The sequence below is a fragment of the Streptomyces sp. NPDC004721 genome (genome assembly GCF_053601495.1).
On sequence record NZ_JBSGBZ010000058.1, the window covers coordinates 14,354 to 31,976 of the forward strand.

General features: G+C 67.1%; 22 protein-coding genes and 1 pseudogene. 19 read left to right on the forward strand and 4 right to left on the reverse strand.

Annotation, left to right across the window (positions count from 1 at the left end):
- Positions 1-12: 12 nt before the first annotated feature.
- Positions 13-1,260 (reverse strand): helix-turn-helix domain-containing protein, encoded by a 1,248-nt coding sequence (locus ACWEK3_RS34720; protein ID WP_453251489.1) that lies wholly within the window; start codon positions 1,258-1,260, stop codon positions 13-15.
- A gap of 286 nt (positions 1,261-1,546) precedes the next feature.
- On the opposite strand from ACWEK3_RS34720, the gene ACWEK3_RS34725 reads away from it, so the two are divergent.
- The 10 genes from ACWEK3_RS34725 to ACWEK3_RS34770 all read left to right on the forward strand — a co-directional run bounded on the left by ACWEK3_RS34725 (position 1,547) and on the right by ACWEK3_RS34770 (position 8,329).
- The gene (locus tag ACWEK3_RS34725; protein WP_453251490.1) at positions 1,547-2,098 is read left to right on the forward strand and encodes a hypothetical protein; all 552 of its coding nucleotides are present in this window, start codon (positions 1,547-1,549) and stop codon (positions 2,096-2,098) included.
- Positions 2,095-2,280 carry a hypothetical protein gene (locus tag ACWEK3_RS34730; protein WP_453251491.1) on the forward strand — a complete coding sequence of 62 codons (186 nt, stop codon included), beginning with the start codon at positions 2,095-2,097 and terminating at the stop codon, positions 2,278-2,280. The genes ACWEK3_RS34725 and ACWEK3_RS34730 overlap by 4 nt, the downstream gene beginning before the upstream one ends.
- Before the next feature lie 76 nt (positions 2,281-2,356).
- The gene (locus tag ACWEK3_RS34735) at positions 2,357-2,980 is read left to right on the forward strand and encodes a hypothetical protein (RefSeq protein WP_453251492.1); all 624 of its coding nucleotides are present in this window, start codon (positions 2,357-2,359) and stop codon (positions 2,978-2,980) included.
- Between the two features lie 214 nt (positions 2,981-3,194).
- Positions 3,195-3,470 (forward strand): putative ATP-grasp-modified RiPP, encoded by a 276-nt coding sequence (gene tgmA, locus ACWEK3_RS34740; RefSeq protein ID WP_453251493.1) that lies wholly within the window; start codon positions 3,195-3,197, stop codon positions 3,468-3,470.
- 11 nt (positions 3,471-3,481) lie between these two features.
- Positions 3,482-4,453 carry an ATP-grasp ribosomal peptide maturase gene (gene tgmB, locus ACWEK3_RS34745; protein ID WP_453251494.1) on the forward strand — a complete coding sequence of 324 codons (972 nt, stop codon included), beginning with the start codon at positions 3,482-3,484 and terminating at the stop codon, positions 4,451-4,453.
- Positions 4,450-5,592, forward strand: a complete 1,143-nt coding sequence (gene tgmC, locus ACWEK3_RS34750) for an ATP-grasp peptide maturase system methyltransferase (RefSeq protein ID WP_453251495.1) — start codon at positions 4,450-4,452, stop codon at positions 5,590-5,592. Before tgmB ends, tgmC begins: the two co-directional genes overlap by 4 nt.
- Before the next feature lie 77 nt (positions 5,593-5,669).
- Positions 5,670-5,885: a hypothetical protein gene (locus ACWEK3_RS34755; protein ID WP_453251496.1), complete on the forward strand. Its 216-nt coding sequence runs from the start codon at positions 5,670-5,672 to the stop codon at positions 5,883-5,885.
- A gap of 67 nt (positions 5,886-5,952) precedes the next feature.
- A complete protein-coding gene (locus ACWEK3_RS34760; RefSeq protein WP_453251497.1) occupies positions 5,953-6,138 on the forward strand; it encodes a hypothetical protein in 186 nt (61 codons plus the stop codon).
- 1,112 nt (positions 6,139-7,250) lie between these two features.
- Positions 7,251-7,730: a hypothetical protein gene (locus ACWEK3_RS34765; protein WP_453251498.1), complete on the forward strand. Its 480-nt coding sequence runs from the start codon at positions 7,251-7,253 to the stop codon at positions 7,728-7,730.
- A 47-nt stretch (positions 7,731-7,777) separates the two neighbouring features.
- Positions 7,778-8,329 (forward strand): PadR family transcriptional regulator, encoded by a 552-nt coding sequence (locus ACWEK3_RS34770; protein ID WP_453251499.1) that lies wholly within the window; start codon positions 7,778-7,780, stop codon positions 8,327-8,329.
- A gap of 163 nt (positions 8,330-8,492) precedes the next feature.
- Here the strand turns inward: ACWEK3_RS34770 and ACWEK3_RS34775 are convergent.
- Positions 8,493-8,643, reverse strand: a pseudogene (locus tag ACWEK3_RS34775) (IS701 family transposase); the annotation flags it as partial.
- Between the two features lie 764 nt (positions 8,644-9,407).
- On the opposite strand from ACWEK3_RS34775, the gene ACWEK3_RS34780 reads away from it, so the two are divergent.
- A complete protein-coding gene (locus ACWEK3_RS34780) occupies positions 9,408-12,074 on the forward strand; it encodes an ABC transporter substrate-binding protein (protein ID WP_453251524.1) in 2,667 nt (888 codons plus the stop codon).
- Between the two features lie 512 nt (positions 12,075-12,586).
- Here ACWEK3_RS34780 and ACWEK3_RS34785 read toward each other — a convergent pair.
- A complete protein-coding gene (locus tag ACWEK3_RS34785; protein WP_453251500.1) occupies positions 12,587-13,489 on the reverse strand; it encodes a YceI family protein in 903 nt (300 codons plus the stop codon).
- A complete protein-coding gene (locus ACWEK3_RS34790; protein WP_453251501.1) occupies positions 13,486-13,947 on the reverse strand; it encodes a hypothetical protein in 462 nt (153 codons plus the stop codon). The genes ACWEK3_RS34785 and ACWEK3_RS34790 overlap by 4 nt, the downstream gene beginning before the upstream one ends.
- Before the next feature lie 67 nt (positions 13,948-14,014).
- Here ACWEK3_RS34790 and ACWEK3_RS34795 point away from each other — a divergent pair, with 67 nt between their 5' ends.
- The 8 genes from ACWEK3_RS34795 to ACWEK3_RS34830 all read left to right on the forward strand — a co-directional run bounded on the left by ACWEK3_RS34795 (position 14,015) and on the right by ACWEK3_RS34830 (position 17,619).
- Entirely contained in the window at positions 14,015-14,437 is a 423-nt protein-coding gene (locus ACWEK3_RS34795; RefSeq protein WP_453251502.1) for a DUF6093 family protein, read from the forward strand.
- A 3-nt stretch (positions 14,438-14,440) separates the two neighbouring features.
- Positions 14,441-14,857, forward strand: a complete 417-nt coding sequence (locus tag ACWEK3_RS34800) for a DUF6093 family protein (protein ID WP_453251503.1) — start codon at positions 14,441-14,443, stop codon at positions 14,855-14,857.
- A gap of 34 nt (positions 14,858-14,891) precedes the next feature.
- Entirely contained in the window at positions 14,892-15,278 is a 387-nt protein-coding gene (locus ACWEK3_RS34805; protein WP_453251504.1) for a hypothetical protein, read from the forward strand.
- Entirely contained in the window at positions 15,278-15,685 is a 408-nt protein-coding gene (locus tag ACWEK3_RS34810) for an HK97 gp10 family phage protein (protein ID WP_453251505.1), read from the forward strand. Before ACWEK3_RS34805 ends, ACWEK3_RS34810 begins: the two co-directional genes overlap by 1 nt.
- Positions 15,682-15,930 (forward strand): hypothetical protein, encoded by a 249-nt coding sequence (locus ACWEK3_RS34815; RefSeq protein WP_453251506.1) that lies wholly within the window; start codon positions 15,682-15,684, stop codon positions 15,928-15,930. The genes ACWEK3_RS34810 and ACWEK3_RS34815 overlap by 4 nt, the downstream gene beginning before the upstream one ends.
- Complete coding sequence (locus ACWEK3_RS34820; protein WP_453251507.1) at positions 15,931-16,374, forward strand: hypothetical protein; 444 nt, start codon at positions 15,931-15,933, stop codon at positions 16,372-16,374.
- Between the two features lie 127 nt (positions 16,375-16,501).
- A complete protein-coding gene (locus ACWEK3_RS34825) occupies positions 16,502-16,996 on the forward strand; it encodes a phage tail tube protein (RefSeq protein ID WP_453251508.1) in 495 nt (164 codons plus the stop codon).
- A gap of 17 nt (positions 16,997-17,013) precedes the next feature.
- Positions 17,014-17,619, forward strand: coding sequence for a hypothetical protein (locus ACWEK3_RS34830; protein WP_453251509.1), 606 nt, complete (start codon positions 17,014-17,016; stop codon positions 17,617-17,619).
- The last annotated feature ends 4 nt before the right edge of the window (positions 17,620-17,623 follow it).

Consider the following 17,623-nt stretch of genomic DNA (forward strand, 5'->3'; position numbering starts at 1 on the left):
CTGGCTTCTCCCTTACAGGTAGGTGTCGTGCAGCAGGGTGTCGAAGTCGCGGACGATACCGGGCGGTGTCGGCGAGGTGTAGGTGCGGCGGAAGGTGCGGGCGCGCTCGACGACGCGCCCGGACCGCAGCCGCACTCCGTCGTGGACGGCGCGGGTGGCGAGGGCGAACGCGGAATCGATACGGCCGGTGCTGAGGTGGCCGGTGGCGACGTCGAGGGTGAGCAGCGCCCGCTGCTTCTCGTGGCCGGAGGACAGCGCCGTGGCGATCTCGGAGGAGGTCAGTTTCCACCAGGAGCGGCCCAGGCGGGCCCCGCACACCACGCGGCAGGAAGCTACTTTCCGCTCGTCGAAGGAGAACACCCACGGCCAGGGCGGCGGGTCTTCGCGGGGCACGCGCGCGGTGTGCTGCTCGCAGGAGCGCAGGGCACGTTCGGTGGCGCGTTCGTCGCCGGTGGTGGCGTGTGCGATGGCCTCGATGGAAGCGAGCCAGGCGGCGGCGATGGCGGGCAGGTCGGGGCCGAGCTGGCGGCGGGCCCGGGTGGTCAGGCGTAGTCCTTCGGCGGTGTTACCGGCCTCTACCTCGAACTGGGCGAGGCTGCCGGTCTGGTAGGCGGCCAGCAGCGGGTCACCGGCTGTGCGTGCGGCTTTGATGGCTGAGCCGTACCAGGTGCGTGCTGAGCCGTGGTCGGCCATGTCCCAGGCGAGCCAGCCGACCAGGGAAGCGGCTTCGGAGCCAACGGCCGCCATGCGCGCTTTGTGGGAGGCGTCGGGGGCCTGGGAGGCGACTCGTTGGATGAGCCGCAGGTGGGCTTGTACGGCGTCCGTCAGGTCGCGGGATCCGACGTTGGCGTCGAGGCGTCGGAATGCGGCTGTGGCGACGCGCAGGGCCGCCGCTTGGCCGCTGTCCCAGTCGGGGGGAGGTGCCTGGTGCTGCGGCATGGCGGGCGTCGCGGCGATGGCGGCGACGCCGGCGAGGAATTCACGACGTTCCACCGTGCTGTTCCCGTTCCGGTCGTAGTCGGCGAGGCCGACCAGGTTCGGAGGGATACCGAGGTGGCTGGCCGCGCTCGCCAGGAGGTTCATGTTGTAGGTGCCGACGCCGCGGTCTTCGAGGCGGGACATCGCGGACTGGGACAGGCCGCAGGCTTCCCCGAGCTGGCGTTGCGTCAGGCCGATGGCCTTACGTGCGTGCCTGATGACGAGTCCATAGTCGCCATCCCGTGCAGCCTCTCGTAAAGCCTTGTTCGCAGACCAATCCATCCGCTTCCCCTCCACGCTACGTACCGCGGTCCAGGATGTACCCGCTTCGCATGCGGGGTGCGCATAACCGTATGCGGGGGCCGCATCGGAGATGGTCAGCCCTCCCATTAACCGGTTTCCTACAGACAGGGTCTGACTGCCAGTCAGGCCCGCTGACCTCTTGGAATTCCCGACCGGGGCGCTGAGGCCCCATGGAGGGGAAGCTGCACCTGTGAACCACAACACCAGCCGCGGTCGAGGGAGCAGCACCGAGCCCCGTGGACGATGCCCGGCCCCACTGGTTCCGATGCGTGTGCTGCGCAAGGGCGACTGGGATCGCTTCATGACGGCGCAGGAGTGGCTGTATCGGGCGGCCCCGTCCCGGGAGACGGCGGAAGGCGAGTGGACACACCAGGGTGTCGCGCTGCTGACCGCAGGTGTCATCTGGGACGCCGTACGGATTCCGTACGGCGCCCTCGGTGTGGACCCTGAGCAGGACAACGAAACGGAGGCGCTGCGGGGCCGGATGGAGGAGCTGGAGCTGTCCGGCCCGGCCTTCTGCGACCCCTACCGGCCGTTCCTGTACATCCTCGTGCCGCCCGGCACGGACGAGCAGTGGCCGCTCACGCTCGGCCCGGCCGGCGTGGAGTGCCTGGGCGGCACCCGGCCGTACGTCCACTACGTGGGGGTGCCTCGCGTCGACCGGCTCCAGCCTCCCGGCCCGCACTGGGTGACGCTCCCGGACGGCAGCTCCCGGTTCACCAACCCGCGGCATCTGTTCCAGGTGCTCCAGGCGCGCATAGAGGAGTCGACGCCGCTGCGTGACGCCCCGGCGGGCTTACCCGAGGTGATCGTGTGAAGAAGCCCCTCGACCCGGTAGGTGCCGCGCTGACGACGTTATGGACGGCCGGGCACATCGCCGCCTTCACTCTCCTCGGCGTCACCGTCTTCGAGCACGTCGGGTCTGCCAGCGCGGCGGTGGCCGTGCCGGACCTGCCGTTGACTCAGCCCGACCCGCCGCCCACACCGGGCGACGCATAGACCGGCGCTGGCCGTGCGCGCTCCCCGTCGTACGGCCAGCGCCTTCCACTTTCCGCCTCGCTGCCGTGAGAGAGACATGACTGCTGCTCCCCTCACCTACAAGGGCCACCCCGTCCCGTACGTCGCCGCCTGGAGCAGCGAGATCGTTCCGCTGCCGCGCGTGTGCGCCGCACCGGCTGGTCTTGGCCTGGTCGGGCACGCCCGTGACGTAGACGGCGTCCTGTGGAAGCCGATTGGGATCCGTCAGGGTGTTGGCCGCCCCGAGTACGGCACGGTGCACGGGCCCCGGCAGCGGCGGTGCATGCGGCGGCTGCTGTGCCAGGTGTGCGGGCAGCCTGCGGACCGTGACGGGCAGGGCGTGCTGTGGCTGTTGGAGGACGGCCGGGGCGAGCGGGGCTGGCCGGAGGGCCAGGTGACCACGCATCCGCCGGTGTGCCGTCCCTGTGCGGGTGTGGCTGCCCGGCTGTGCCCGCACCTGCAGGGGAAGGTTGTGGCTGTGCGTGTCGCCCGGCCCGTCGTCGATGCGGTGTACGGGCAGCGGTACGTACCCCAGCGGGCGATCTTGCGTCCGAGGCCGGCGGATGTCGTCCTGAAGTCCGACCCGGCCGTGCGGTGGATGCTCGGTACCCAGTTGGCCGCGTCGCTGTTGGGGGCGACGGTGGTGGATCTGCCTGAGCTGCGTGCCGAGGTTCCGGCGTGAGTGACGCCGGTTGATAGCGCCGGTCCGGTGGTCTACGCCCCGATGCGCCACCGGACCGGTACACCCCCTCTGACCTGCGGTTTTGTAGAAAGAATTCTTGACCCCTGACCCGGAACGCAGTAAAATAAGAGCAGGTCGGAGGGGGTGGGAGCCCCCGAGGCCACCGGTCGGCCGCCCGGCTGACCGGCACACCAACCCTTGATGGGAGACCACCGTGGCAGCTGAGCTGACACAGACCGGCACCACCAACGAGCCCTGGGGCGCCAGCCGTCTGGGCCACTACACCGAGACGGCGCCGGTGCCGGCGTTCACCGCGGTCCTCGACCCGGAGACGCAGACCACCGTCCTGGTCGACGAGAACGGCCGGACCGTGGAGATGGGTAAGCACGGCACCAGCACCAGCACCAGCACGCCCACGTCCACGTCCGGCGACGGCTCCCAGCCGGGCAGCAGCGACAGCGACTCCGTCCCGGCGAACGACCAGGACTGAGGTGAGCTGACGTGAGCAAGCGCCACCGGCCCGTGCTGGTCGTGACGAACCTTCTGGACGAGACCGCTGATGTGGTGATCCGCGTCCTGAACGCCCGCGCGGTGCCGGTGGCGCGGCTCGACCCGGGCGTGGACCTCCGCGAGGGCGGCGCCCTCGCGGCCACGCTCGGGCCTGACGGGATGCAGGGTCACATCACCACCGTGACCCGCCGCATCGAACTGGGCGACGTGCGCTCCGTGTACTGGCGTCGCCCCACGGCCTACAGCCCGCCCGCCAACCTGGACGGTGCGGCGGGCGAGTGGGCTGTGCACCAGTTCCGGTGGGGCATGGGCGGCGTCCTCGCCGCCCTGCCCCGCTGCCTGTACTTGAACCATCCCTTGCGCAACCGGACCGCCGAGTACAAGCCGTCGCAGCTCGCGGTGGCCAGCCGGGTCGGCCTGTCCACGCCGGCCACTCTGATCACCACCGACCCGCAGCAGGCCAGGGAGTTCTGCACCGCGCAGCGCGACGGTGCGATCTACAAGCCGCTGTGGACCAGCCCGTACCCGGACGCGGAAGGCCAGGCACGGACGGTGTGGGTGTCCGCCGTCGACCCCGGCGACATCACCGACGCCGTGTCGGTGTGCCCGCACCTGTTCCAGGCGAAGGTTCCCAAGGAGTTCGACGTCCGGCTCACCGCCGTCGGTGACAAGCTGTTCGCGGTGCGCATCGACATCGACGGCAGCCACCTGGACTGGCGCAAGGACTACTCCAAGCTCCACTACGCGGCCGTGCCTGTGCCCGCCGACGTGGCGGGCGGCATCCGCGCGTACCTGCGCGAGTTCGGCCTGACCTACGGGGCGTTCGACTTCGCTGTCACAGGCGACGGCCAGTGGACGTTCATTGAGTGCAACGCCAACGGCCAGTGGGCGTGGTTCCCCGAGGAGATCCGCGATCCGATCGCGCAGGCCCTGGCCGACCAACTGCAGAAAGGTCTCTCGTGACTTCATCACAAGCCCTGCGGGACGCCTTGGCCGACCGGCTCAAGGCGTCCGGCGATCTCGACGACCCGGCGTGGGAGCGCGCCGCTCGGGGCGTGCCCCGTGAGGCGTTCGTCTGCGACGGGTTCATGCGGGCCCTGCCCGGCACCCAGCCCACCCTGTACGAGCCGGTCACACCGGCCGACGAGGGCTGGCTGGAGGGCGTGTACGACGACGCCACCCTGATCACCCAGCTCGACGGGCACGTGCGCGCGGTCAACGTGACCGCGCCCACGGGCGGCGACCCCACATCGTCGTCCACGCTGCCGTCGCTGGTGCTGCGCATGTGGCAGCAGCTCGGCGTGGCCGGCGGGCAGCGGGTGCTGGAGATCGGCACCGGCACCGGCTACTCCACCGCGCTGGCCTGCCACCGGCTCGGCGACGCCAACGTCACCTCGGTCGAGGTCGACGCCGACAACGCCGAGCGGGCCGCCGCCTCGCTCAAGCAGCTGGGCTACGCGCCCACCCTGCTCGTCGGTGACGGCCTGGATGCGACGGTCATCGACGGCGACTACGACGCGCTGATCGCCACGTGCGCGGTGCGGCACATCCCGTACGGCTGGCTGGACCAGGTTGGTGACGGCGGGACCGTGCTGGTCACCCTCGGCGGGTGGATGGGCGCGTACGGCCTGGTGAAGCTGACGGTCACCGGGCGCGGGCACGCCTCGGGGCGGTTCCTGCCCGGCACCACCCAGTTCATGATTGCCCGCCCGCACGGCAGGCCCCCGCGGCCGCCGCTGGTGCTGCTGCCCGGCCGGACCACGACCACGGAGGTGCCGCCCGTGCGCCTTGATGACTGGACGGGCCGGTGGGTGGCGCAGCTTGCCGCGCCCTCCGCCGAGCGGCTCGGCGGTGGGGAGTTTCAGGTGCTGTCCGACGTCGCTACGGGCTCCCTGGCCTACTTTGGTGCGGACGAGGACGGGCGCACGCAGGTCACGCAGCGCGGCCCGCTCCCGCTGTGGGATCGGGTGACGGACGCCCTGTCGGAATGGGAGGCGGCCGGCGCCCCCCACCAGTCCGGCTTCGGCGTGACGATCACACCGGAGGCGCAGACGGTGTGGATCGGGGACGAAGGAGGCCCGTCGTGGCGGCTGCCGGTATGAGCGGGGAGGAGCGGACACACCCCGGCCAGGCGGCGTACCGTACGGGTAGCACGGCGAGAGCGCGGAAGGGGACACCCATGCGGCTGCAGTTCGACGAGGACGAGAAGCCCGCGATCCTGGAGCAGGCCACGGAGGCCGACGAGGCAGGCAAGCCGATGCTGGCCGACTCCCTTCGCGGGATGGTCGACAACGGCGTGGACCTGAGCCGGGACTGGGAGACGCTGCGCGTGGAGCTGTACGCCGCGCAGGGCATCGACGTCACCGGTGATGGCGGGGATGCCCGTGTCGCCTAAGCACTCGCCGCGGCGGGCGCAGATCGCCTTCACTCCCGAATGCGAGCCTGTTCTGCGTAAGCTGAGCGTGGCTGAGCTGGTGCGCCTGGATCGCGCGCTGGTGGCCATCTCTCTGGACCCGTGGATCGGGCAAGAGAGGGCGTCACGTGCGGGTCACGTGCCGCTGAGGGAGTACATCGAAGGCTCCGCCCGCATCATCTACCACGTCACCGTCCTCGGGTCGGTCGTCATCGTGGCCTACCTTGAGGCCTGACCGCCCCTCCTGCTGCCCCGCCCCCGGTACCCCCGTCCCGGGAGGCGGGGCCTCCTCGCTCGCCGCAGCGAAGCACGGGCCGCCTGTAGTCAGGCTCTCGCGTGTATGTGCAAGCGGTCGAACTCTTCACGCGCCCAGCGGCATAGGTCGACGCGGCAAGGGGTCAATCGGCGGGCCGCTGCTTCGGACTCGAACTGGGCGGGGAACGAGTCCGGCTGCCGGCCAGCTCCGGAGACACGGCCGCATGCTGTGGTGTAGTGGTAGATCTTGAGACGGGCGCCGGGAGTGGTCCTGGTCCAGACAATCGGTTCGTCCCAGTGAGCCCGTAGGGCAGCCTCGCGTGCTTCGAGAGCTCACGTTCACGTGGGAGCGGGTCGAGAACGGTTGCGAAGTCCACACGGGCTAGACCTCGGATCCGTTGAGACTCTCCTGGGTCTTCGAAACGACAACGGTCGGCCTCTGCCTCATGCGCGATGCACCGCTCGTAGCTGGCCTGCGCTACCTGTCTACGCTGCCGTTCATAGGTTTCCCGGTCGGCAAGAAGCTGCTTGAGCCGACGGGCGCGGAACTCGTTGCGGCGTGGAGTAGGTCTGGGGTGGTGATGAACTCCATCATGCTGGTCCCCTCATCGTGCACGCTATGCGCGCGAGCGTAGCTGGAACCACGGACGGTCCGCAGTGTGCTCTCAGTCTTGGATGGCACACGCTCAACGGTTGCTGACAGGACGCCCTTTGCCGCAGTCATCGGCATCCGGCGAGGTCTGATGGTTCTCTTCATGAGTTCCGGTTCTGGCTCGCTTTCCGTGATGCGCGCACGCTCAGTAACGGCTGACGCTCGAATCAGACTCCGGGAAGTTGCCTGAAAGAGTCGTGAACGGCGAAGCAGTGCCGACACGGTAGCGACCCCTTCACCGACCTGACACAATGGAGTGTCGGTCCGCCCTGCGCCGTGATGAACTGCACGTTGTCGACAAGCCGGATCCCCACCTGACGGCCGGCGTTCGGCCTAAGCCGTGAGCAGGCCACCGGGACCTGGTTCGAGGAGCTCTTCCCTATTCGGTCGGGCGCCGACACGACCGGCACCCCCTGAACCACGACCACACAGGAGTTGCCATGCACAACTTCTTGATCATCCTGCACGCGGTGTCCGGGGCGGTGGGCTTGTGTACCGGGGTCGTCGTGCTCTTGAATCCGCGAGATCACACCTCTGGTTGGTTCCGCTCCTATTACTGGTCGATCGTGGCGATGGTCGCCTTCGTGATCGCTGCGGTCGGCTACGACTGGCAGCGTCTTGGGGCCGTCCAGCGGCCAGCTTTCGGGGCTCTCGTCATCCTTGCGCTCTACACGGCCCGGCGTGCGCATCAGGCACGGCAGGCTGTACGGCGGCGGACCGTCGACTGGCCGTCCGCGTACCGGGACCATGTCGGGTTCACCGTCATCGCGCTGTTCGACGGCTTCGTAATCGTTGGCGCCATCGATGTGACCGCTCCGGTCTGGCTGGTCGCGGTTCTCGGCGTCATCGGGGTCGCAGGGGGCATCCAGGCCGTGAAAGCCGCGAAACGAAGGCCGGTAGCTATGATTTCACCAACCTGACACGATGGAGTGTCCGTGTCAGAAGTATCGCGTTACGAGAAGGGACGATGACGGACCGCCGCATCAATGCCACCGCAGCGTCGCTGCTCGGCTTCCTCCATCAGGGACCGATGAGTGGCTGGGACCTGGTGGCGATCGCACAACAACAGATCGGCGGTTTCTGGTCTCTGACGCCGAGTCAGGTATACCGGGAACTCGCGAGCATGGCCAAAGCCAAGCTGGTGGAGGCCGGCGAGCCAGGGCGCCGCGACCGGCGGCCGTACGCGATCAGCGAGGAGGGCCGCGCCGCATTCCGCGAGTGGGTTTCAAGTGAGCCGGGCCCCGAGACGATCCGGTTTCCCCTGCTGCTGACGGTGTTGTTCTCCGCTCACCTCCCCGCAGATCAGCTCGCCGACTCCCTGCGCACCCACCGCGAGGTTCACATGAACCGGATGGCGCAGTACAAGATGCGCTGGGAGGAACTGCATGCCGCCGGCGAGACGGAACCCCACCTGACAGCCACATTGGCATTCGGCCTGAAGTACGAGCAGGCCATCCTGAGCTGGTTCGAAGAGCTTCCGTCACTACTGGGCCGGGCCAACGCGACCGATAGCCCCTGAATCACAGCTAGCGCTAGCCATGCTTCCTGACGCGGGGGAGGCTACGGCTCCCATGTCCGCACCCACCACCACTGAGCATCCGCGACCGGCAACCGTGGAGGCTCTCCCGCGTCCAGGACGAGCACCGCAACGCTCGCCCAGCAGGGAGAGACGCTGGCACGGGGCGCGCACGGGTGAGCAGGGGCTGCAGCCGGGTGCGGACCCGGATGACCCAGCGCCTCGGCCAGGGTCCAGCAGTTGCGCGTGTCCACCTCCGCCAACAGCGCCGTGATCATCTTTGCCGCCGCCGCACGTGCCTCACACCGCGCGAAGCAGGGCTATCGTGGCCTCCACGGCCATCTGGTTCTGACACGTCTTCACAAACGTTCATGATCACGGTGGCCGTACCCATACCCACACACCACTCCGTGGCTGCGCACCGCCCGACCATGGACCCGACCACAGCCTGCGCAACCCCCGCCAGACCCCGACCACGGTGGCCACTAGACCAGTAGACGTTGGCCGGCAGCCGGACCCCGGTGGGGCCACCCCGGCGCATCGAGTCCCCTGCCTCCCTGCGAGCCACATGTGAAGCACCCCCTGGGGAGGGGCCAGTACCTCTATTCATCGGTACGGCAGCCCGATACTGTGTGACAACGCCGACGTACGACAGCGGACGAGCGCGGACGCCTGCGGACCATCGGCGCAGGTGAGGAGCTGGCCGGCCTCAGGCAGAGCCCAACACTGGCCCTGGACCAACGACTTCACGCAGTTCTTCGACCTGATGCACGGACCACCTCCCACCGCCTGAAAAGCCCTGACCACCCCGCGCAAGGGCCCGAGACCGCCGAACAGTGAAAGAGCTGGGCAGGCCAGCGGATACTCCCTGCCCGAACGGCCGGATCATGTCGACCACCGCCACAGGCAACCCCCAAACGATCACCGGAATCAAACCGGTGGATTCGGGTTCAGCGACAGGCTACGTGCAGCACGATCCCGCTTTTCTGTAACGGTACTGTCCACGCCTGGGTGATCGGGCTCCTGGGGGTACGCGGGCACCGTACTCTGTCCGACGGCAAGCGTGGGGCAGGGGGAGGATATGTCAATTCTAGGCAATGACGCCGAAGGAATTGAAAATCGGTCAATCGGCATCTATCGACTGACTTCCCGACTCGGTGCGGGTGGCATGGGTGAGGTCTACCTGGCCCACTCCCCCTCGGGTCGCCGTGTGGCCGTCAAGGTGGTGCACTCACAACTGGTGGAGGATCCCCTGTTCCGGGCTCGGTTTCGTCAAGAGGTGGCGGCCGCCCGGCGAGTCAGTGGGGCCTTTACCGCCCCAGTGGTAGACGCCGACCCGGACGCCCAGCAACCCTGGATGGCCACGGTTTATGTGCCTGCCCCGACCCTCTCGAGGCATATCCAGGAAAATGGCCCCATGCCTGTGGACGAACTGTGGCAACTCTTTGCCGGATTAGCCGAGGCTCTGCGCGACATCCACCGTGCCCAGGTGATCCACCGGGACCTGAAACCTAGCAATGTACTCATTACCGATGACGGGCCACGGGTCATCGATTTCGGTATCGCCAAAGCCATCGACTGCAGCGCCAGCGAAGTGCACACCAAAACCGGCCAAGTAATCGGAACTCCGCCGTTCATGGCCCCTGAGCAGTGGCAGGTACCGCCGGCAATCAGTCCGGCCGCCGATGTCTTTGCGCTCGGCTCGCTCTTGGTCTACGCGGCCACCGGCCGCGGACCCTTCGACGCGGATCATCCATATGTGACCGCCTACCAGATCGTCCATCACGACCCCGACCTGAGCGCCCTACCTGATCCGCTGCGGCCCATCATCGAAAAGTGCCTGGACAAGAACCCGACCCGTCGGCCCACCCCGGATGAGTTGCTTACCGTGGTGCACTCTCGCCGCGCCACCATTACTGCGCAGGACCCGACGGACCAGGGTGCGGCGAGCGTGCGGTACAGGCGTCGCAGCAAGCACGGTTTCACACGCGCTCTCACGTCTGGGCTCGCAGCCATCAGTCTGCTGGCCGTGGGGATTCCAGTCGTGCTGAACTGGCGACACGAGTCAGCCCAGCGGACAGCCGACTCCGGCGCCGGGTACAACGCCGCCACCAAAGGCATCGCCAACGCATCGGAGACCAAGGGCGGTACGCTGCGGTTTGTCTCCGCCCAGGAGGCCGACTCCTGGGACCCTCAGCGCACCTACTACGGGTTCGTGTGGGACTTCGCCCGCTACTACACCCGCAATTTGGTCACCTTCGCCCCGCAGCCAGGGCGCAAGAGCACCGCCCTGGTGCCTGACCTTGCCGCCGGCCTGGCCAAGGTCTCGGACAGTGGCACGACGTACACCTACGCACTACGTGACGGCATCACCTGGGAAGACGGTTCGCGAATCACTTCCCAGGACATCAAGTACGGCATTGAGCGGGGCTGGGCAGACGATGTCATCTCCGGCGGCCCCGCCCACCTCCAGAAGGCCCTCGACCCGAACAAAACCTACAAGGGGCCATATAACGACAAGGATCCACAGAAGCTGGGCCTGCAGGCCATCGAGACCCCTGACGAGAAGACGATCGTCTTCCATCTGCCCGAGCCAAACGGCGACTTCGAGCAGATGCTTGCTCTGCCGACGGCGTCCCCGTTCAAACGCGAGCGTGACACTGGCCGCCTATACGAACTGAAACCTTTTTCATCGGGTCCATACAAGTTCGCCGCATATGACCCGCACCGCAAGCTGGTCCTGGTCCGCAACGAACAGTGGAACAAGGAATCCGATCCGATCCGTCCGGCGCTACCCGACCGCATTGAGGTCACTTTCGTCACCGATGCGAACGATATGGACAACCGTCTCCTCAGCGGTGAATTTGATCTCGACTTGAACGGGACAGGACTCAGTCAGGCCGCCATCTCCAAGGCGCTGGGGAACGCTGACCTCAAGGAGCATCTGGACAATCCGAGGACCGGCTACATCAGATACGCAGCCTTTCCGAAATCAGTCAAGCCGCTGGATAATATTCACTGTCGCAAGGCCATCATCTTCGCCGCCGACCATAAGGCGCTCCAAATGGCCCGAGGTGGGCCAATCGTCGGTGGCGATATCGCTCCGAATATGCTCCCTCCATCCATTGCAGGATCCGACCGGACCTACGATCTTTACGGCGTGCTCGACAACAACGGCAAGCAGAACCTTGAAAGAGCCAGGAGGGAACTCCAGGCATGCGGCAAGCCGAACGGTTTCTCCACGACCATTGCCGTGCGTAAAAACATACCAGCCGAGCTGGACACCGCTGCGGCCCTGCAGAAGGAACTGAAGAAAGTTAATATCACCACCACGATCGACCGGATCGACGGCGCAGCGACCTTTGGACTATTTAAGTCACCCAAGGGGGTGAAAGATAGAGGGTACGGCATCATCCTTGAGGGTTTCGCTGCAGATTTTCCAACCGGTCAGGGTTTCTTGCGATCTCTGGTTGACGGGCGATTCATCCTGGAGGCGGGTAACATCAACTACAGCGAGCTCAACGATCCGGAGATCAACGCCCTGTTCGACGATGCAATTGCCGAACGGGATCCGGTCAAGGCGGGAAGAATCTACCAACAGATCAACCGCAAAGTCTCCGAGAATGCAGCATACATGCCCATCACTTATGAGAAGATCATGATGTGGCGCGGCCCCCGATTGACCAACACATACACCGCCGACTCCTATTATGGCCGCTATGACTATGTGTCGTTGGGCGTAAAATAGGAAATTACTGACCTTTAAGGCGTGGTGTCGGCGGGGGGCCTATGAATCCTGCGGGATGCCGATTGCATGCGGTATCCGCAAGGGGGCGGACTGACCGAGAAGTGGCGGGTCCACGGATCGCCGACGTCGGCCGCGAACTCGACACTCTCTTCAGGCAACTCATCACCCTGGTCGGCGACGACGCCCCATCACAACTGGTCGCCGCGCACCCGTGAGGTCCAGGAGTTCCAGCCGACAGTTCTGTGATCCACGACCTTCACTTCAGAAGAGCCACAGCCTTCTCAGAGTCGCTCTACCGGGCCAAAGCCCGATGCGCGGCGATTACTGTAGACCCGGTAGCCGGTGCCCGCGGCGAGTGCGACCACGCTGGTGACCGGCATGCCCGGCAGACCAGGCGTCGAGAAGGCGGCAACGCCTGTCGTTCTGGCGATCCGTCGCTGATCTGCGGACAAGGCCTAAACAAGCCGCGCACGCGAGCAGGTGTCTCACATCGTTCACGGACCGCATTGCCGTTACTTGAACTTCAACTGCGTTCCATTGGGCACGATCTGGATATCGAGTCCAACCTTGATGTTGGAGCCAACCACTGCGATGCCACGGGCCAGCATGGTCTTCCAGTTGATGGTGTAGTCCTCACGGTGCAACTCGGTGGTGGCTCTGACGGCCAAGCGAGTCTCACCCTCCATGCCGGTGCGCATACCGCCATAGGTGGCGTCGAGGGTCACCGTGCGGGTGACGCCGTGCAGCGTGAACCCGCCGGTGATCGCCCAGTTGTTTCCGCCGCGGTGCACGAAGTGGTCGCTGTAGAACTCCATAGTGGGGTAGTGCTCCACGTCGAGGAAGTCCGCGGACCGCAGATGGTCGTCGCGCATCTGAACATTGGTATCGATCGAAGCGGCGTCGATGACGACATGCATCGCCGAGTCCTCGATGGTGTTGCCGATCCGGATCGCGCCAGCGAAGTTGTTGAAGCGGCCGTAGACCTGGGCGAGGCCGATGTGACGTGCGGAGAACCCGATCCGGGTGTGGGCCTGTTCGATCTCCCATTCGCCGGGGTCGGGCACCGGAAGCGATGGGGCCATCTGGAGCGTGATGTCTCCGAGGCCGGCCGGCCCCCCGTCATTGGTGACCGGAATGCTGCCCCGGTAAGGGGCGAAACCCTCGGCGGAGACGACCAGCCGGTATTCCCCGCATGGAACCATCGCCACGACCAGGCCGTAGGGATCGGCCTCACCACGCACTACCTTGCGACCGTGGCTGTCGTTCACCGTGAACTCAGCTTGGCCCACGGGCTCGCCCACGGGGTCGAGGACTCGGCAGATGAGGAGACCTGCGCCGGGCGGCACGGTGAGTCCGGTGAGTGGGTTTCCCCTCCGATGAGAGGCCTTCCGTCGGCTGAGAAGGCGGCTGATCATGGTGTGCGTGCCCCTATGCGGTCGCGCTCCGCGGGCCGCGCACAGCGCGACGTCGGCTGGCGACCCATGACGGATATGCATTTGATTCTTGCCTGTTCGAGGTAAACGTACAGGCGGGTGGAGGCTCTGGCCTCAGCTGTGGTTAAGAATTCCTGTGAAATTGTTAAGGAGTCCTGTGAAAATGAGGTCTTCAGGCGTTGCCAGGAGATGACGGCCATGTCGAGGGTGAGGAACGCTTCGTGAATATTGTCGCGGACCTCCCAGCGGATACGTAGGCGGCGGAACCAGCGCAGGAGGGCGAACGCCGCTTCGACGACCCAGCGGTGGACGCCCAGGCCGGAGCCGTGCTCGACGCCGCGGCGGGCGATGACGGGGCGAGTGCCCAGGTCGCGCAGGTCTCGGCGGTAGGTGTCGTAGAAGAACTGCCGGCCACCAGCCTTCGCTGAGAGACGCTCCACCTTCCCTACGAGATATCACTTCCTTCTGGCCGCCTGGGTGTCCGTGTGAACGCTTACGCTCGAACGTATGAGCAGTCCCATCTCGCTGGCCGCCCTCGCGCCGATCATGTCGCGGATCATGGTGGATACCGTGCAGATCTTCCGGCCCGGCCCGGAGGTACTGGACCCGGAATCTGGCGTGTACATACCGGGCCCGGACTTCGTCGTGTACGAGGGGCTGGGTGCGGTGTTCTCCGCCGGCGGGCCCGGCATGGTGCTGTCCCTGGCGGGTCAGGTGTACGCGGACGACACCCGCGACCGGTACCGGCTGCTGACGCCGTTGGACGCTCCGCTGGCGTCCCGCGAGGACAGTGTGCGGGTTATCGCCGCAACCCTGGATCAGGGGCTGCTCAACCGGGTGTGGCGGGTTCTGGACCTCTCTGACGCGAACACGTTGGGGGTTGTCCGCACCACGTGGATGGACGAGTCCACGCAGTCGACGGGAGCTTGAGCAGTGGATATCGGGCAGGCACGCAACGACCTTGAGGCGCTGATGACGGACACGGTGCGGGTCTTCCGCACGGCCGGTCAGCCCGAGCTTGATCCGGTGACGGGGGAGCCCGGCGCGACGCCGACGAGTGTCGTGTATGAGGGGCCGGGCGCGGTGCTGTCCTCGCATGGGCAGATCGTGGTCTCTCAAATCCTCGGCTTCGACTGGCTGTCGGAGGGCGCTGCCTGGTACCGGCTGGTGACTCCTGTGGGGGCGCCGGTCGCCATGCCGGGGGACCTGGTCGAGGTCATCACCGTTGGTGCGGACGGCCGGACAGGCCGCACTTGGCTGGCCGAGGACGCCACCGAGGCGTCGACGGTGGAGATCTGCCGCACGACCAGGCTCACGGAGCGGATCACCTGGGCCGCTGCCGCGATCTGAGGGGCTGTCCGCGCCCGTCCGTAGGCTGATCGGCATGGATGATCAGCTACACCAGGTGCAGATCACCGCCGACCACGCCACCGGCTCGGTGGCTCTCGACGGCCGCGACATCTCCAACGTGGTGTCCGGCTACTCGCTCAGCCAGCAGGCCGGGAAGCCGGCGGAACTGTTGCTGTTCCTGAACGCGCGTGCCAAGGACGACTTCGAGGGCCTGGCCCGCGTCGTCGTCGGCGTGCCCCCGGACCCGGGCCCGGCCGCCGCGGCGTTCCTCTCCGCCATCGATGCGGGCGAGCTGGAGAAGCATGTGCTGTCCCGGCACGACCTGATGGACGGCGGCCCGCACGAGCTGACGCGGGCGATGCTGCGGCTCCTGCAGGAGTGGGCGTCCGGCGGGTGGCAGCCGCAGGGGGTGGGCGGCTAGTGGCTGAGGGTCGCGCGTACAGCAACGCCGCGCAGGTCGCTGCCGCCCTGCAGGCGCGTGCCGAACGGGTGCTGCCGCAGACGGTGTCGGTGGTGCGGCACTACGCGATGCTGCTGGAGACCCGGGTCAAAGCGAACGCGAGCGGCCGGCCGGGCCCTAACGTGATCACGGGTGACTACCGGCGCTCGTGGACGCACGAGGTGCATGTGGAGGGCGACGTGGTGACCGGCGTTGTCGGCACCAGCAAGCCGCAGGGGCGCCGTCTGGAGTACGGGTACGTCGGCCCGGACAGTTTGGGTCGTGTCTTCCACCAGCCGCCCAGGGCGCACGTCGGCCCGGCCGTGGAGACCGTACGACCGCTGTTCGTTGAGGCTTTCGGCCGGGTTGTCGACGGGAGGCTGCCGTGAGCATGTCGGAGGACCTGCACCAGGCGGTCTCCGATGTGATGCGCGCCCACGGCTTCGGCATGGTGTCGCGGCTGGTGTTCGTGGCGGAACTCGTCGACGACAACGGCGAGCTGGGGCTGCTGCGCGGGTCGTGCCCCGGCGACATGCCGGTGTGGTCCGAGCTGGGCCTGCACGCCTATGCGGTCACCGACATTGATGCGCTTGTCACCACGTCCAGGGTGGCGGGCACTAGGGAGGATGAGTAGATGAGTGTGTCGGGGCGCCAAGTGGCGCTCGCAGTACAGACGATGCTGCAGACGGCGACTGGCCGCTCGTGCGGGTACGGCACTGCGCCCACGACGACGTCGCTGCCGACGGGCAACACGATCCCGTACAGCGTGCTGTACGAGCTGGGGCAGACGTCCGGGATCGGCCCCTCGCTCGGGGACGCCGACGCGGACGCCCGCGTGCTGCTGCAGGTGTCGTCGGTGGGCACCACCGCCGAGCAGGCGTCACTGCACGCCGACAAGGTGCGGCAGGCGTTCCTGCAGCGAGTGCCGGGCAGCGGGCTGTACCTCAACGCGATCAGCGTCGTGGGCGGGACGGTGATCGGTCGGGAGCTGGACCGTGAGGACGGGACCAGTGTCGTCAGCTCCACCTACACTTACGTGCAGCGTTTCGTACTGACGGTGTCGATGCCGAACACCTGAACGGAACGCAACCTCACCGCGGAGGCCCATTTCGCGGACGTCCGGCCACACGGCACGGGCTGACCCCACCTGTTGGGGACGGGCCTCCGTGTCTCTGGGGCCGGGTCCCCGGAGAGTGAGATCCCCCTTGGGTACCACCCAGCAGCGGTTCATGCGCCGCGGCGTCACGAAGTTCTTCTTCCTGAAGACGATCGCCGCCGCCGACAACGTGCCGACCCGTTCCGAGCTCGCGGCGGCCAACGCCACCGACCTGTCCGGTGCGATCGCCGACATCGCCGGCTGGTCGCTGGCCAACTCGCCCGTCGACACTCCCGATCTCGGTTCGACGCTGACGACGTCGATCCCGGGTGAGGACAAGGCGGACGCCTCCACGCTCACCTTCTACGAGGACAAGGCGTCCGAGACCATCGAGAGCCTGCTGTCCAAGGGCGTCGAAGGCTTCGTGGTCATCCTGCGCAAGGGCGACGTCCCGCAGAGCAAGTCGATGGACGTCTTCCCGGTGCGTGTCGCGGGCCGTGCCCCCGCGTACTCGACGGGCTCGGATCCGGCGAAGTTCACGGTGACGTACGCCATCAGCGACCAGCCGACGCTCGACGCCGCCATTCCGGCCGCGGCCGACTGATCCGAGGGGGATGCCGCATGACCACCACCATTGAACCGCCGGCCGCCGCTGTCGCCAAGGACGCGCACTGGGCCGCGAAGATGGCCAAGCTGCGGGCGAGGAAGCTGCCCGAGCACACCCTGTCGATCTGCGACAACGAGGACGCCAAGAGGGCTGTCGGCGAGGCGGCGCTGGGGCTGGCGAAGGCCCGGGCCGAGGCGTTGGCGGAGTGCGCCGAGCAGGGGATCCGCGAGGATCAGCGTGACGCCTGGGTGGCGTCCAGTCCGCAGGTCGTCGCTGCCGATGGGGCCCTGACCGGCGCTCAGGAGGGCCTGGATGAGGCGACGTTGCGGTTGACGTTCCGGGCGCTCCCCCGGCCGGTGTGGGAGCAGCTGCTGCGCGAGCACGCGCCGACGGAGGCGCAGGCCGACCAGGGCATGGAGTACAACGTCGAGACGTTCCCGGCCGCTCTGATCTCCGCCTGCCATGTCGAGCGCGGCGAGGAGGGGGCGGAGCTTGAGGGCATGAGCGTCGCTGACGCGCAGGAGCTGCTTGACTCCTGGCCGGATGCGGAGGCCAAGGCCCTGTTCACGGCGGCCCTGGTCGTCAACCAGACGCTGCGCGCGGACCTGGGAAAAGGCTGATCTC

What these genes read in the sequence shown, in the direction of transcription:
- ACWEK3_RS34805 (WP_453251504.1), top strand. Translation starts at nt 14,892, where the DNA reads ATGGATGATCAGCTACACCAGGTGCAGATCACCGCCGACCACGCCACC.
- ACWEK3_RS34785 (WP_453251500.1), bottom strand. Translation starts at nt 13,489, where the DNA reads ATGATCAGCCGCCTTCTCAGCCGACGGAAGGCCTCTCATCGGAGGGGA.
- ACWEK3_RS34830 (WP_453251509.1), top strand. Translation starts at nt 17,014, where the DNA reads ATGACCACCACCATTGAACCGCCGGCCGCCGCTGTCGCCAAGGACGCG.
- ACWEK3_RS34725 (WP_453251490.1), top strand. Translation starts at nt 1,547, where the DNA reads ATGCGTGTGCTGCGCAAGGGCGACTGGGATCGCTTCATGACGGCGCAG.
- ACWEK3_RS34720 (WP_453251489.1), bottom strand. Translation starts at nt 1,260, where the DNA reads ATGGATTGGTCTGCGAACAAGGCTTTACGAGAGGCTGCACGGGATGGC.
- ACWEK3_RS34795 (WP_453251502.1), top strand. Translation starts at nt 14,015, where the DNA reads ATGAGCAGTCCCATCTCGCTGGCCGCCCTCGCGCCGATCATGTCGCGG.
- ACWEK3_RS34820 (WP_453251507.1), top strand. Translation starts at nt 15,931, where the DNA reads ATGAGTGTGTCGGGGCGCCAAGTGGCGCTCGCAGTACAGACGATGCTG.
- ACWEK3_RS34770 (WP_453251499.1), top strand. Translation starts at nt 7,778, where the DNA reads ATGACGGACCGCCGCATCAATGCCACCGCAGCGTCGCTGCTCGGCTTC.
- ACWEK3_RS34765 (WP_453251498.1), top strand. Translation starts at nt 7,251, where the DNA reads ATGCACAACTTCTTGATCATCCTGCACGCGGTGTCCGGGGCGGTGGGC.
- ACWEK3_RS34780 (WP_453251524.1), top strand. Translation starts at nt 9,408, where the DNA reads ATGTCAATTCTAGGCAATGACGCCGAAGGAATTGAAAATCGGTCAATC.
- ACWEK3_RS34755 (WP_453251496.1), top strand. Translation starts at nt 5,670, where the DNA reads ATGCGGCTGCAGTTCGACGAGGACGAGAAGCCCGCGATCCTGGAGCAG.
- ACWEK3_RS34735 (WP_453251492.1), top strand. Translation starts at nt 2,357, where the DNA reads ATGACTGCTGCTCCCCTCACCTACAAGGGCCACCCCGTCCCGTACGTC.